This window comes from Streptomyces sp. NPDC047042 (genome assembly GCF_040644035.1).
GTDB lineage: Bacteria > Actinomycetota > Actinomycetes > Streptomycetales > Streptomycetaceae > Streptomyces.
Map to the genome: position 1 here is coordinate 34,129 of NZ_JBEYVP010000063.1, position 13,191 is coordinate 47,319.

At 67.0% G+C, this 13,191-nt stretch carries 8 protein-coding genes and 1 tRNA gene; 6 read left to right on the forward strand and 3 right to left on the reverse strand.

Features of this window, described 5'->3' with window-relative positions; genetic code table 11:
• The first annotated feature begins 5 nt into the window (after positions 1 to 5).
• Positions 6 to 77 (forward strand) — tRNA-Arg (locus ABZ855_RS44805).
• Positions 78 to 288: 211 nt separating this feature from the next.
• Here the strand turns inward: ABZ855_RS44805 and ABZ855_RS44810 are convergent.
• The 3 genes from ABZ855_RS44810 to ABZ855_RS44820 all read right to left on the reverse strand — a co-directional run bounded on the left by ABZ855_RS44810 (position 289) and on the right by ABZ855_RS44820 (position 2,763).
• On the reverse strand, positions 289 to 1,665 hold the full coding sequence (locus tag ABZ855_RS44810) for a site-specific integrase (RefSeq protein WP_360818632.1): 1,377 nt from the start codon (positions 1,663 to 1,665) through the stop codon (positions 289 to 291).
• The gene (locus ABZ855_RS44815) at positions 1,662 to 1,835 is read right to left on the reverse strand and encodes an excisionase (RefSeq protein WP_334648894.1); all 174 of its coding nucleotides are present in this window, start codon (positions 1,833 to 1,835) and stop codon (positions 1,662 to 1,664) included. The genes ABZ855_RS44810 and ABZ855_RS44815 overlap by 4 nt, the downstream gene beginning before the upstream one ends.
• Positions 1,836 to 2,292: 457 nt before the next feature.
• A complete protein-coding gene (locus ABZ855_RS44820; protein WP_360818635.1) occupies positions 2,293 to 2,763 on the reverse strand; it encodes a winged helix-turn-helix transcriptional regulator in 471 nt (156 codons plus the stop codon).
• Positions 2,764 to 3,680: 917 nt separating this feature from the next.
• Here ABZ855_RS44820 and ABZ855_RS44825 point away from each other — a divergent pair.
• The 5 genes from ABZ855_RS44825 to ABZ855_RS44845 form a co-directional block, all read left to right on the forward strand.
• On the forward strand, positions 3,681 to 5,234 hold the full coding sequence (locus ABZ855_RS44825) for a hypothetical protein (protein WP_360818638.1): 1,554 nt from the start codon (positions 3,681 to 3,683) through the stop codon (positions 5,232 to 5,234).
• Positions 5,231 to 6,046 carry a hypothetical protein gene (locus tag ABZ855_RS44830; RefSeq protein ID WP_360818641.1) on the forward strand — a complete coding sequence of 272 codons (816 nt, stop codon included), beginning with the start codon at positions 5,231 to 5,233 and terminating at the stop codon, positions 6,044 to 6,046. Before ABZ855_RS44825 ends, ABZ855_RS44830 begins: the two co-directional genes overlap by 4 nt.
• A 35-nt stretch (positions 6,047 to 6,081) precedes the next feature.
• A complete protein-coding gene (locus ABZ855_RS44835; protein ID WP_360818644.1) occupies positions 6,082 to 10,533 on the forward strand; it encodes a hypothetical protein in 4,452 nt (1,483 codons plus the stop codon).
• A complete protein-coding gene (locus ABZ855_RS44840; protein ID WP_360818647.1) occupies positions 10,533 to 11,597 on the forward strand; it encodes a Wadjet anti-phage system protein JetD domain-containing protein in 1,065 nt (354 codons plus the stop codon). Before ABZ855_RS44835 ends, ABZ855_RS44840 begins: the two co-directional genes overlap by 1 nt.
• A 583-nt stretch (positions 11,598 to 12,180) precedes the next feature.
• The coding region (locus ABZ855_RS44845) for a serine/threonine-protein kinase (protein ID WP_360818650.1) at positions 12,181 to 13,191 on the forward strand (1,011 nt) is incomplete at its 3' end.

Below are 13,191 nucleotides of genomic sequence, written 5' to 3' on the forward strand. Positions count from 1 at the left end.
GACACGCCCCCGTAGCTCAGGGGATAGAGCAACGGCCTCCGGAGCCGTGTGCGCAGGTTCGAATCCTGCCGGGGGCACTGCAGGTCAGAGGGTTAAAACGCCACCTGACCAGCGCAGATGCCAAAAAGAAGTAACTGCAGCCATATGCAGCCGAGGGCCAGCGAAAGCAGCCGTAGGACGCACGCTGCGGGACATACGCGGGATCGGACATTGGGCAACCAAACGCCCGATCGGCCACATAACAAACGCCCCGAGGGTTCACCCCCGGGGCGTTCAGTGTGATCATCGTCACTCATATTCGAGCAACAGATCCTCGATTCGTTTGTTGGCCACCACATGCCTCCCATGGAGGCACTTCGCATACCGAGCCAGCAGCACCTCCACCGTGTTTCCGGCTCGCTCTGCGACCTCCGTCGGATCGACTCCGGCGTTCAGCCAGGTGGACAGCGCCGAGTGGCGCAGGTCGTACGGACGGTCCGCGAGTGGACTCGCGACGAGTTCCGGTGGCAGGCCAAGCTCTCGGGCCTCGGCCCACACGCGCGAGTAGGTCGAGGAGCCGACCAGTCCGCCTCGCTCGTTGAAGAAGAGTCGGCCGTCATCTGCCGTGCCGAACGTGTCGATGCTGTCGCGCCAGATGGCCACGAGGGCCGGCGGCAGAGGCGTCGGACGCACCTCCTCGGGATCGCGGTTCTTCAGCCCGCGGTCGTCGTGGACCTCGCCCGTCTTGGTCCACTTCTTCCCTGCCGTCGGTCTGGTCCGATGGAGGTTCGCCAGCCCCCAGCCCTCCTCGGGGAGGTGGCAGTCCTGGACCGCGACGCCGACGGTCTCCGCCGGGCGCATCCCGGCGTAGTACATGCCGGCGAACATGCCCACCAGTCGCCTGCCCCTGGCTCGGTGGTAGCCGCCCACGTACGAGACAGCGCCGATCAGGTTGCCGGCCTGCTTCGGGTTCGCCACGACACGCGGGTCAACGGCAACGATTCTTGACGGCTTCTGCATGGAAACCGAGTTGACGGGATTCTCGTCGAGCTCGCGCAGCTCCGTGGCGTAGTTGAGTGCGTTGACGAGGACCTTACGCTTGCGCTTGAAAGTTTCACTCGACGCCGCTTCTCCATCGAGTTTCAGCTTGAGCGCTTCCAGCACTCCTCGCATAACTGCGGGCTTGGCCAGATCGGCAAGCGGCGGCGAATTTCTGGCCACCCAGTTGACCACGGCTCTGACCTCCGGCGGGATTTCGCGATCTTCCGGACCGGGAAGAACAAATACCCAATCCCGAAGCGCGCGCTGCATTGCTGTATCCGTCGGCCGGCCGGGCCGCTTCGGCATGAGCGCCTTTGTGACACCCGTCAGCGCCTCGTTGATCTCGTCCCGATAGTTCGGCGCTGCATGCGGCCACTTCACCTTCAGATACTTCAAGGCGAAGGCGTACCAGGTGAGGGCGGGCGCCTTTTCCTCCATCGAAGGAGGAAAGCCCGTCTCCGTATCGAACTGCTCCCCATTCTCCTGGGCCATGAGGAGCTGCGCGCGCAGCTTGTCGGCAAGCCCCTTAGTGCGACGCGAGCGAGATACCTCACGCCCTGCCACGACCCAGCGCACCTCATAGGTGTCCTTGCCCTGGCGCTGCTTTACCCTGACGTCCCATATCCGAACGTCGGTCGTCTTCAAGCTGCGGCTTCCTCTCTCTCATGTAGCCAATCCATAAATACGCTCCGCCAGACACGCAGCTCACCGTTCGGCAGTTTCAATACCGCAGGTCCGGTGCCCATTTCGCGCCACCGGTAGAAGGTTCGGCGGGATGTGCCCTTCAGCTCTGCCAGCACCTCAGGGACGGTCATCAATTCGTCGCCCTTATCGCCCTTCCTCACTCAGCGTCTCCCGTGCGGAACCGCCAAAGAGCGAAGCGCCGCCGTGCAACAGCCGGTACGCCATCAAGCACGAACAAGCACTGCGGCGGGCGCTCGCAGCTCAGTTTTTGGGCAGGAGGTATCGCGAAAGGGCGCATGAGATTCCTTACGAGTGGTGCAGAATCCGGGGCAGCCTGTGGTGAGGTGGCTGGCCGTTGGGTGCGTTTCGTACCCTTCTTGGTTTCCGGGATCTGGTCCTACGCACTGAACAGGCGCTAGACGACGCCTGGGCACCGCGAAGGAGCTGTCCGCTCCAGGTCCACCGCCAAGCAGCCGGTGCGAACGACATCAATACTCCGGACGATCGCCGGTTTGGCTAACCGGCGATCGTCGGCTATGTTGCGCGCCCGCATAGGGAGGTTCACGGGCTGCTCCAGGCGGACGAAGCTCAGGAAGCCAGCCGGGTACGTCCGGAGACGGGGGGCTCGCCGCCCATGACGAGCACCAGGAGCCCATCGTCAGTGAGCCGGTCGAGGTTGCGGGCCACGACGCGTTCGGAAGCACCAACGGCTCGGGCAACTTGCCGGGTTGCGGCTCCGGGGTGCGTCGCGATGTGCGCGAGGACCACTCGATCACGGCGGTAGCCGGGTTGCACCAGGTCCTCGCCGAACAGCCCGGCCGCACAGACGCAGAGGCACAGTGCCGTGGAGAAGGCGCCGTAATCGTGACGCTGCTGTGCGGTCCCCGCGTTCAGGGCGCCGAGCGCCAAGAGGATGGGGGCAGTGAAGCGGGCGGATCGGAGAGCGGGATTCGACAGGTGGGCCTCCTTGGGGCGGGCCTCGGCGGCAAGACCGAGTTGGACGCGGGTACGGGCTGCCGGGGCGACCAGCCTGCTGCCGGACGCCCCGGAGGCCAGCATCCCTGCACTGACCTGGTCTTTTTACGGGACGTTGTACGTTGACATGGTCCCGGGCAAGGTTCCAGTCCCTTGGGGCTCTTTCTCGTCTGCTGTGAGCGAGATTGTCCGTTGACAGCGAAGCCAGTCGGACGCGAGGCGTTGACCTGCGCGGACTAACTTCGGTGTCAAGGCAGCCCTACTCGGCGTTGGCCTTGCTGCGAGCACCGTGACCTGCGACGACTGGATTGGATGTCAAGAACGGCCGCGGACTGGGTTCGCTGTCGACGGACAGAGATATGCGGGCAGCAGATGCAGCATCACCCGGACCTGCCGCCAGCCATCTGGCGCTGAGGAGAGTGCCAGCGCCCCCATCACAGAGCCTGCGGACGGGCTCAGCGGCGAGGGCGTAGTTGCCGCCGAACGGTCAGCGCGCTCATTCGGTCACAGCGGCACTGCGCAGCGCGATAGATAGCAGGTGATCCCCGCTTAGCGAAACCGGGGCTTCTGCGGATCGTTGCATGTCGTCCGCGCTGGCCATCTGGCGGTGGGAAAGCGCGGACTTCTCTTCAGTCCCGGGTGCCGGCTTGGGGTGGAAGAGGGGCAGGTCAGGCCCCACCGACTCCCGGGAGGCTGGCTTGGACGTGTTCACCCACAGACCGGTGTACGCCTCGTCACGGAGGTTATGCGCTGAGCCGGAAGACGCCCATGCCAAAGACATCGCTGCGAGTTGCTACCGGACAACGGTGGCGCCCTGCACGTACGCACAGGGCCCAAGGCGAGAGAGCGTCGAGGTGCCGCAGATGCCGTCCACCGGAAACAAGGCCGGTGGATGCAACCGACCGCCAGAAATCGCCCGTGTGTTCGTTTCCTGATGCATTGTCAGTGCCGTGCTCTAGCGTGAATTCCCTGTCGGATGAGCAGTGTTGGGAGGATGCCCGGTGTTCTTTGGCGACTCGTCTGCGGCGTACGAGAGCATTACGTCGCGGATGAAAGCGCTGGCGGTGGTACGGCCGCTGCTGGCGCTTGACGACAGTCCGGTGAAGCGGGAACGGGGCTGGGAGGGCTACCGACTGGCCGAAGTCGCACTGACAGCCATTGACTGCGTGACGCTGCGGATAGGGACACGGTCGGCAGTGCGACAGGAAATTGTCGTGGAGGAGGCGGCTGAGTCTGCCGCGCTCCAGATGCCCGGCCGGCCCGGAGGCGAGTACCGGGAGGTCGCCCGCTGGGTGGTGGAGCGGCTGATCAATACCGAGAAGCATGACCGGTGTTTCTCGCACGACATCGGCAGCGTGACGGCCGACGGCTTCGTGGTCAAGGACTTCCCGTTCCAGATCCTCAAGGACGTGCCGGACGAGGCCGGGCAAGCGGCGCTGACAGTTACTGATGCGGCTATCACGGTGCTCGTCCACGCGGTCGACGTGGACATCGCTTCCGAGCAGATCGCGGCGGAGGCCAAGCTGGAAGCACTGCTCAAGCGCGCTCGGATCAGCGAGGCGTGGCAGGCCGCCCGCACCGCCCATCTGCAGAGCCTGCGGTATGCCAAGGAACTGCTCGACCGCATGGAGGAGATGAAGCGGAACGTGCGCACCATCGACTGGGAAGCGGACCTTGAGGGACCCCTGAAAGAAGCCCAGGACCATGTCCAGGACAGGTCCCGGGTGGAGAGTCAGATGAAGCAGCAGGTGGCCCAGCTACTCGAGGTCACCGAGGAGGAACACAAGCGGCAGCAGCTGGAGTCGCTGGATGCGCTGATCGGGGACTGCCTGCAGCGGCACTCGATGCTGATCGACATGCTGCTCAAGGTGGTGCCTGAGTTCCGGCACCAGCAGGACCGGCAGATCTTCGTGGCTCCCGTGGTCCATGCGCGGGTGCACTTGCGCAGCCAGCTCCTGGAGCCGGCGCTGGAGCTGAGCATCGAGGACAGCCAGCGGCCGTTGGAGGCGTTCGTGCGCGGGGTGCTCGGCCCGGTCCGGCCGCGGGTGATGTACCTGCCGGACTACTTCGAGGCCCTGATGCGTGTGCCGGAGCAGGACGATGTCGAGCTGGTCGAGGTACACGCCCTGGAGGACTGGGAAGAGGTGCCCGATCTGCCACGGTTCGATGAGACGCAGCACGCCGAGGTGGACAGACTGCTTGCGTCCATCCCCGGGCAGGGCATCAGGCTGTCGCAGTTACTTGAACACGCCCGCCAGTGGGGAGAGGACAGAGGGCCTGACGATAACACCGACCATTTGCTGGCCATGAAGACGGCGCACCGGTTTAGGCATGTCCCCGTCGCCGAGCTGCTGCGCGGGGAGGAAGCCGTCATCGCTGTTGATGACGGGACCTCTCTGGACGATCTGGCCTTCGGTGGCAGCGACTTCTTGCTGACGCCAGCCAAGGGTGAGCCGGTGGGCGACGGCGTTGATGCGGGCCCTGGCACGCAGCCGCCTGACGCGCCAGGGTCTGGCGCCCGGAGCACGAGCGAAGATCTGGAGCCGAGTGCATGACGCAGTACGACGACGTTGCCGCGGCTGCCCGGATGGTGGCCTTGGCCATGACCCGCGGCAAGTCCCCGGCCCGCTCCGGCGAGTACGCCCGGCTCGTACGGCGATTCGACGCGGAGCCGGACTTCGCCCAGCTGGTGCGGAAGGTCGCACAGGGCTTTGGCCTGACCGCCCAGGAAGCGCACCCGCAGGCCGGTCTGATCCTGGCAACCACACCCGAGACGGACTTCGCCGTCTCCGTCGCCGACCTCGTGCCGCAGACGGAGCACAGGCCGCTCTATCTGCTCGCCCACCTGGCCATCGCCTCGCGGGCCTTCCCCCGTCCTGAGGACATGGACGACGACGAGCACGTCGCCCGCATCTCGGTGCATAAAGTCGACGAGGACGTCCGGGCCTATGCAGCCGTCCTGGAACGCCGGGCCGCAGCCGCCGGCGAGGACACCGACCCACCGGCGGGCAGCCCCGGGTTGGAGGGACTGTGGCGGACCTATCTGCGCCGCAACCCCACCGGCCGAACGGACAAGGACAGAACACCGCTCTCGGCAACCTACGCGCTGGTCAAGAAGGCGTTCACACACCTCGAGCAGCGCGGGTTCGTCCGGGGGACCAGTGAGGAAGGCGGCGGCACGTACGCCACCAACGTCCAGTACCGGCTGCACATCCGTGACCAGGCAGCCCAGGACATGCTCCAGGAACTGGCCGCCCTGGGAGTCGCGGCCCTGGCGCACGACGACGCGACGCCCCCGCCCGGCGCTGCGGAACACACCGACAGTGCAGACACCGGCATGCTGCCGGACTCCGCCCCTCCCCTCTGACCTCTGACGCCTCCGCGACGCAAGGACCCCTCTTCATGTACGAGTTGAACCGCATCCTGCTGCGCAATTTCGGGCCGCGCGATGCCCGCTACGAGAACGTGGACCTGGACTTCTCCGCAGTGGGCGCACCGGTACAGGCGGCCTCCCTGGTGCCGGTGGCCGGACACGTCACGCAGCGGCCCTCACCGGCCAGCCTGGTCATGCTCCAAAACGGCGGCGGCAAAGGCGTGCTGCTGACCGGCATCACCTGCACCACGATCCCGCGCCGCCACCAGGACCTGGAGGTGCTGCGGAACTTTGTGGTCTCCCTGGCCCAGCCCTCCCACATTGTCCTGGAATGGGCCGATGCCCGCACCGGCAGGCTCCTGGTCACCGCGCAAGTCCTCGCTCCCGAGGGCGACGGCATAAAGCGCCGCTTCTACAGCTTCCACCCGAGCGCTGCCCTGAGCGCCGACGACCTTCCCTTCCACCGCGAGGGGCACTGGCTGCCCTTCGACCACTACTGCACCGAGCTGCGCGAACTGCAGAGCACGGTAGAAGCGTTGGAACTGCAGATCCTGGAGGTGCAGGAGAAGTGGGAAAAGCACCAAGACAGCCTGGGACTTGAGCCCGGCCTCTTCGATGTCCAGCGCAAGATGAACGCCACCGAGAGCGGCGCGGCCGAAGCGTTCACCACCTCCAGCGCCGGAGCGTTCGTCCAGTGGCTGCTGGAGAAGGCCAACGATGACGACAAGTACGCAAAACTCGGCGACGCCTTCGCGACCTATGCGAGCGCGCACGACCAGCGCGAGAAGCTGGGCAAGGAGCGGCAGTTCGCCCTGGCCATGGAGCAGATCTGCTCCCAGGTCGCCGACCGGCACCAGGAGCACACCGACCAGCAGCGGGAGACCGCCCAGGCCAAATCCGGCCTGGTCACCCTCGCGTCAGGGCTGATGCGCCGGCATCAGATCCTCATTGCCGCCGCGCAGACAACCACCGGCACGGTCAACACCGCATACCGCGACCATGAAGCAGCCAAGCAGGACCTGGACGTCGCCAATGTGCGAGTGGCGCATGTGCGATGGGCTTCTTGCGGTATCGAGCTGCGCGAAGCAGCCGCGGAACAGAAAAGAGTGGCCGGGGAAACCCAGGAGCTGCAGGACAGCCTGGCGGGCTGGCGCAGCGTCCCCGTCGCCCTCCGTCACGCGGCAGCCCAGGATCACCACAGCCGTATGCAGCAGGCCCTCTCGCAGGCCGAACAGGCCGCTGCCCCGTATGTACAGGCACGTGACACAGCCGCGGCAGCACTGCGGGCGCGCTACGCGGCAGCCGAGTCGCAGGCACGCACCGAGGCCGACGATGTGAACAAGAAGATCGTCGAGACTCGCGGCAGCATCCAGCAGTGGCGTGAGCGCAGCAACTCGCTCCACACGCACGCCGGCACGGCTGAGGGAGAACAGCGCCTGCTCCGCCGCCAGGTGCAGGACTTCGAGCAGCAGCTGCACACCGCCCGTGAGCAGGAGCAGGTGAAGACCGACGAGAGCGCCGCGGACGCCTCGGCACGGATGGACGCCGAAGCAGATCACCACGGCCGCCTGCTTGAGGAAGCGGAGCAGGAACAGGACCTTGCCCGCACCCGCCGCACCCAGGCATACCAGCGGCTGCCCGACGTCCAGCAGCAGGCTCTCGACGACCGCCGAGCGGCCAAGGAAGCCGAAGCAGCCATCACCCGGCTGCGCGACCGCGCCGAGACCGTACGCCGCCACGCGCTGACCGCGGAACTACTCGAGCTCAGCCCCGAGCACCTCCAAGACGGCGATGCCCTGGCCTGGCTCGCCGACCACTGCACCGCACTGCAGAACCTGGCCGAGCGCCGGAGCACCGCTCTGGACAGGACACTGCGGCGGACCCAGCACGAGCACAGCGCGGATGAAGAACTGCTCGCCGCCCTGGACATCAGTGACGGCCTCCTGCCCGCCACCAAAGAGGTCCGCTCCCTGTGCGCCGAGCTCACGGCCCACGGCACCGACGCCGTCCCGGGCTGGCAGTGGCTGCGTGACAACGTCCCCGCAGACGACCACCACAGCGTCATCGCCGCCCACCCGGACCTGGTCGGCGGCATCATCGTGAGCGGCGGCCCCCCGGCGCTGGAAGCGGCGCAGCGTCATCTGGAGCGCACCCGTCCCCTGCCCGCTGCGGCCATCGCGGTGGGGACCGGAGAGCGGATGCTGACGCCCGCACCGGACGTGAGCGGCCGGATGGTGCCCGAGCCGACGCCGGCCCTGCACGACGAGCAGGCCGCCGCAGTGGAACGCGCCAGAGTCGAAGCACGCCTGGCGGCCTCCGCCCAGGCATTGGCGGAGCTTGAGGAACGCCTCGCCCTCACCCGCGATCTGGACAACAAGATCGCGAACTGGCTGCACGAAACCGGCTCCGTGCCCGTACCGGTCCGGCTCGAACAGCTCCAGGAGCTCCAAGAGGCGGCGGAGGCAGCCCAAGTCAGCCTTGACGCCGCGCGCAGCCGTGCCGAACAACTCGACGACGCCGTCGCCGCTGCCGAAGGGGCCTGCAAGGAGCAGGACTCAGCCCACCGCAAGGCCACCGGCACCGCCCAGGACCTGCATCGGCTCGCAGAGGCCGAGAACAAGGCCGGCCAGGCACGCGACCGGATCGCCGTCCTGGAGGAAGAAGCCCAGCAGCGCCGACGCGAACTCGAAGCATTAGACGAGAAAGAAGAGGCGGCCCACGACGACATCACGCGCATGACCCGGGCCGTGGAAGCCGCCACCCAGCTGGCCCGGAGTCATGCCCAGGCGCGCAAGAAGATCACCGCGACGCCCGAGGCAGAGCAGGCTCAACAAGCCGAGGGCACGCCCCCCGAAGCGCTCGCCGCACTCCAGTACCGCTACGAACAGGCCCTGGACGACCTGCGCAGCGTGGACATCGGAGAAGACCAGCGCCAGCGCGCCACAGACGCAGAAAACACCCTGCGCGCCTGCCAGGAAGAGTGGGCGCAGGTCCCCGACCGGATCAAGCCCCTCGCCAAAAAGCACAGCCGCACCCCTGCCGCCGCGGATGAGGTCCACCGAGACGCCGTAGATCGCGGCCTGACCCAGCAGATCAACAGTCTCCAAGACCAGCTGCAGCGGCTACGCGACAAGGAGAGCCGACTCAAAGAACGACACCACACTCTCACCGGCCCGGCTGGAAACCTCAGTGCCCAGGACACCGAGCGGTGGACCCCGCACACCCTCGAAGAGGCCCGCGACCTGACCGCACGCGCCGAAGACGCCCAGGCCCAGGCCAAAGAAGCCGAGCGCCGCACCAACGAGCAGTACAACGCGGCCCGCAGGCAGCAGAGCCAGCACACCCGTGAACTCGATGCCTTCGGCAATGTCTTGGCGCGCTTGGGCACCACGATCGAACACCTTGGCGTCCATACCGCACCGGACGCCTATCAAGGCACCGCCGATGCGGCCGAGCCGGCCGTGCAGCAGGCGATGGCCCGCTATGAAGGCGCCCAACGCAAACTCACCGACACGGAGCGCCGGGTCGAAGCGAGCGTGTCCAACCTCAAGGACCAGATCGCAGACGTCACCTTCGAGCAACTCGACATCCCCTTGCGCACTCAGATGTCCGCTCTGGACAGGCGATACATCCCCGAAGCGGCCCGTGAGTGGACCACCGCACTGCGCCGCGCTGCCGCAGCCCTGACAACCCAGCTCGAAGGCATGACCAAAGCTCGTGAGGCCCTCGCGTCCCAGCTCAGCGGCTACGTCACCGAACTCCTCCAGCAGGTCGACCAGGCAAGCCGCTTCTCCGTCTTCCCCGACGGCCCCACCCCCTGGGCCGGACAGCGCTTCCTCACCATCCGCTACAAGAAGCCCGACCCCGCCATGCTCGCCGCCCAGATGCGCGAAACCATCGACACCCTCACCGCCAACCCGCGCACCCGCAAGCTCAAAGGCACCGAGGTCGTCATGCGTTGCCTGCACGCAGCCGTTCCCCGCTTCACCGCCGAGGTCATGAAACCCAACGCCACCCAACGCGTGGACCGCGTGCCGGTAGAGAAGATGGGCAAGATCTTCTCCGGCGGCCAGGAACTGACCGGAGCGATCCTGCTGTACTGCGCGCTCGCCGCGCTGCGCACTTCCCCCGGCCCCCGCAGCCGCACCCGCCACGGCGGACTGCTCCTCCTGGACAACCCCATCGGCCGCGCCAACGCCCCCTACCTCGTCGACATCCAGACGCAGATGGCCGCAGCCCTCGGAATCCAGCTCATCTACACCACCGGCCTGAGCGACGAAACCGTCACCGCCCGCTTCCCCGCCACCATCCAGCTGCGCAACGACGCCGAAGCCCGCACCGGCCTCGCCCGGATCCGTCTCGACGACCAAACCCGCAACGCCCTCATCCCTGGCCCGCGCACCGCCCCGGACGCCCACGCCCCCGAACCGACCGGGTACCTCAGCTCCGCACGCCTGTACGCCAAGGGAGAGACGGACTGATGACAGCGCCCACCCCCGAGCAGCCGCCCCACCTCTCGCCTGGCGCTGCCCGCCTCAGCGCCGCTCTCCACGCCCGCGCCGAGCGGGCCACGCTGCCGCGCGCCACCGTGATGGAAGCCTTCACCACTGCCCTGCCCGGCGCCGCACGCAGCGACAACTCCCGCACCGCACTGGCCACCCTGCTCGAGGAACTCTCCGATGCCGGCGTCCTCCGCCTCCCCCACGGCCAGGCAGGCAAATGGGACGCCGGCCGCCCTGCCCTGCCCGAACACATCCGGCTGCCCGCAGTCACCCCGCCCAAGGCCGCCCCTGCCGCCACACGACGCTCCTACCGCCCCGAACTCGACTGGGCCCACACCGCGCGCCTCACCACCGCCCATCACGAAGTCGTAGCTCTCATCAACCGGTGGTTTCGCGACACCAGCAACCGCCTGGAACTTCGCGCGCCGATCTCCCTGCGTGAACGCTCATACGAGATTTTCCAGGACGAGAAGCGCCTCGACGCGCTCATCTACGGTGCGCTCTTCGCCCCCGGCCGCCTCACCCTGGAACAGCTCGGTACCTACCGCGAACCACCGCCACTCGCCTTCCGACAACTCGGCGACGGCGACACCCTCCTCGTCGCCGAGAACAGCGATACCTACGCAACACTCCGCGACCTACTCGCCCCGAACCCCGGGCGCACCAGAGCCGTAGCCTTCGGCTCCGGACGGGCCTTCGAAGCCTCCATCGAAACCGCCAAAGAAATCCGAGGAATCCAGCGGATTCTCTACTACGGCGACCTCGACGCAGAAGGACTGTCCATCCCCGCCCGCGCCTCCGTAACGGCCACCCAGATCGGGCTGCCCCCGGTCGAACCCGCCACCGCGCTGTACGACCTACTCCTGAGCCACACTCCCACCCCAGGCCAGCCGCTCTCCGAGGAACGCGCCCACACCCTCGCGGCCTGGCTTGCACCCACCCAGAGACAGGAAACTCATGACGTACTGATGTCGGGCCGCCGTATCGCGCAGGAGGCCACCAACCGCAATCAGCTAGCCGGTGACGCCACCTGGCTCCCTTGAGTCCGTCGGGAGACCGCGGGCGTCTCCAGGCCGACAGCATGACCGTCACTCTGGCGCGTCCAGCCGTTGCCAGGGCAGCGGGCTACCGGTCGGGCTCTGGTGGGAGACCGGCGACAGAGGCAGCCGCTTCGGCGTTTAGGACAAGCAAGCTCACGCCACACTGCTGCAGAGGGGGATACTCCTGTGCAGGACCGCCCACGGGTCGACGGCGGCAGGGATGCTGTGCGTGCCCAGCGCGGAGGCATAGCAGAAACCGGCCACTGTTCGAGGGGCGCAACGCTGAGGGTGTCGTACGAGCCATCGATAATCCAACCGTGCTCGATGCTCCCCGAAGAGAAGAGGAGAGAGGGCCAGAGTCATCGGCGCCTTCCTCAGCTTCCCGCCCTGCTGGGTCTGGCTCAGCTGGATCGACATCCGATGGAGCCCGTGCACCCACCCGGCCGATTGGTCATATGAGTCATGGAGAAGATCCAGCGAGGCACAAGATGCAGCTCGTGCCACTGATAGCCTCAGCGTTGTTGACGTGTGACGCATCGCGTCCGGCGCATTTCGCCTTCACTGGCCGGTCGCGGAACGGGGGGCGATGGTGTTCGAGCCGCTGCGGGAGAAGGACCCCCGAGAGATCGCGGGCTTCCGGCTGACCCAGCGTCTCGGCCAGGGTGCGATGGGCGTCGTCTACCTCGGATACCGCAGCCCCCGCCCGGTGGCGATCAAGGTCATCAAACCGGCGCTGGCGGACCAGCCGTACTTCCGTCAGCGGTTCGCTCAGGAACTGGAGGCGATCCGGCGTGTCGGTGGATTCCACACCGCAGCGCTCGTGGACGCCGACCCTGACGCGGAGCAGCCCTGGATCGCCACCGAGTACGTCCACGCCCCCTCACTTGAGGGACTACTGAACCAGCACGGCGCAGTGAGTGAGCTGGGGGCGTGGTGGCTGGCCGCGAGTCTGTCCGATGCACTGATACACATCCACTCCGTCCGGTTACTACACCGCGACCTGAAGCCCAGCAACGTGCTGGTCACCACGCAGGGCACTCGCGTGATCGACTTCGGCGTCTGCCATGTCGGAGGTGCGACCGGGCTCACCTCCGGCGATTCACCGGTCGGCACTCTCGTGTACATGGCTCCGGAGCAGGCCATGGACTCCCGCAAGGCGAGCGAGGCCGCGGACGTGTACAGCCTGGGCGCGACGCTGGTGCATGCGGCGACTGGGCACCCCCCGTTCTACGCCGATCTTCCGGTACAGCGGATGCTGGACGTCGAGCCTGATCTTTCAGGCTTGCCTGAGAGCCTGCGAGAACTGGTTGTCAGTGCCTTGTCCTACGCTCCGGAGGACCGGCCCACTGCCCACAGTGTGCTGGAGGCGGCCATGGACCGGTTGCTGGAACACGCTGTGCCGGTCAGTGGTCCGCTGTACCCTCCGCTGCCGGGTGCGTTCCTCACGGACGTGCTGCAGGTGGAAGGGGCACCTCCGGTGCCGCCGGCGCCTCCTGAACCATGGAGTGTGCGCGCCGCTTGGTTCCGGGAATATGACGTGGCCGGAAAGTCCCCTGTCTTGACATCGCTTCTCGCTGGATGCTGCAATTTCGCGGCA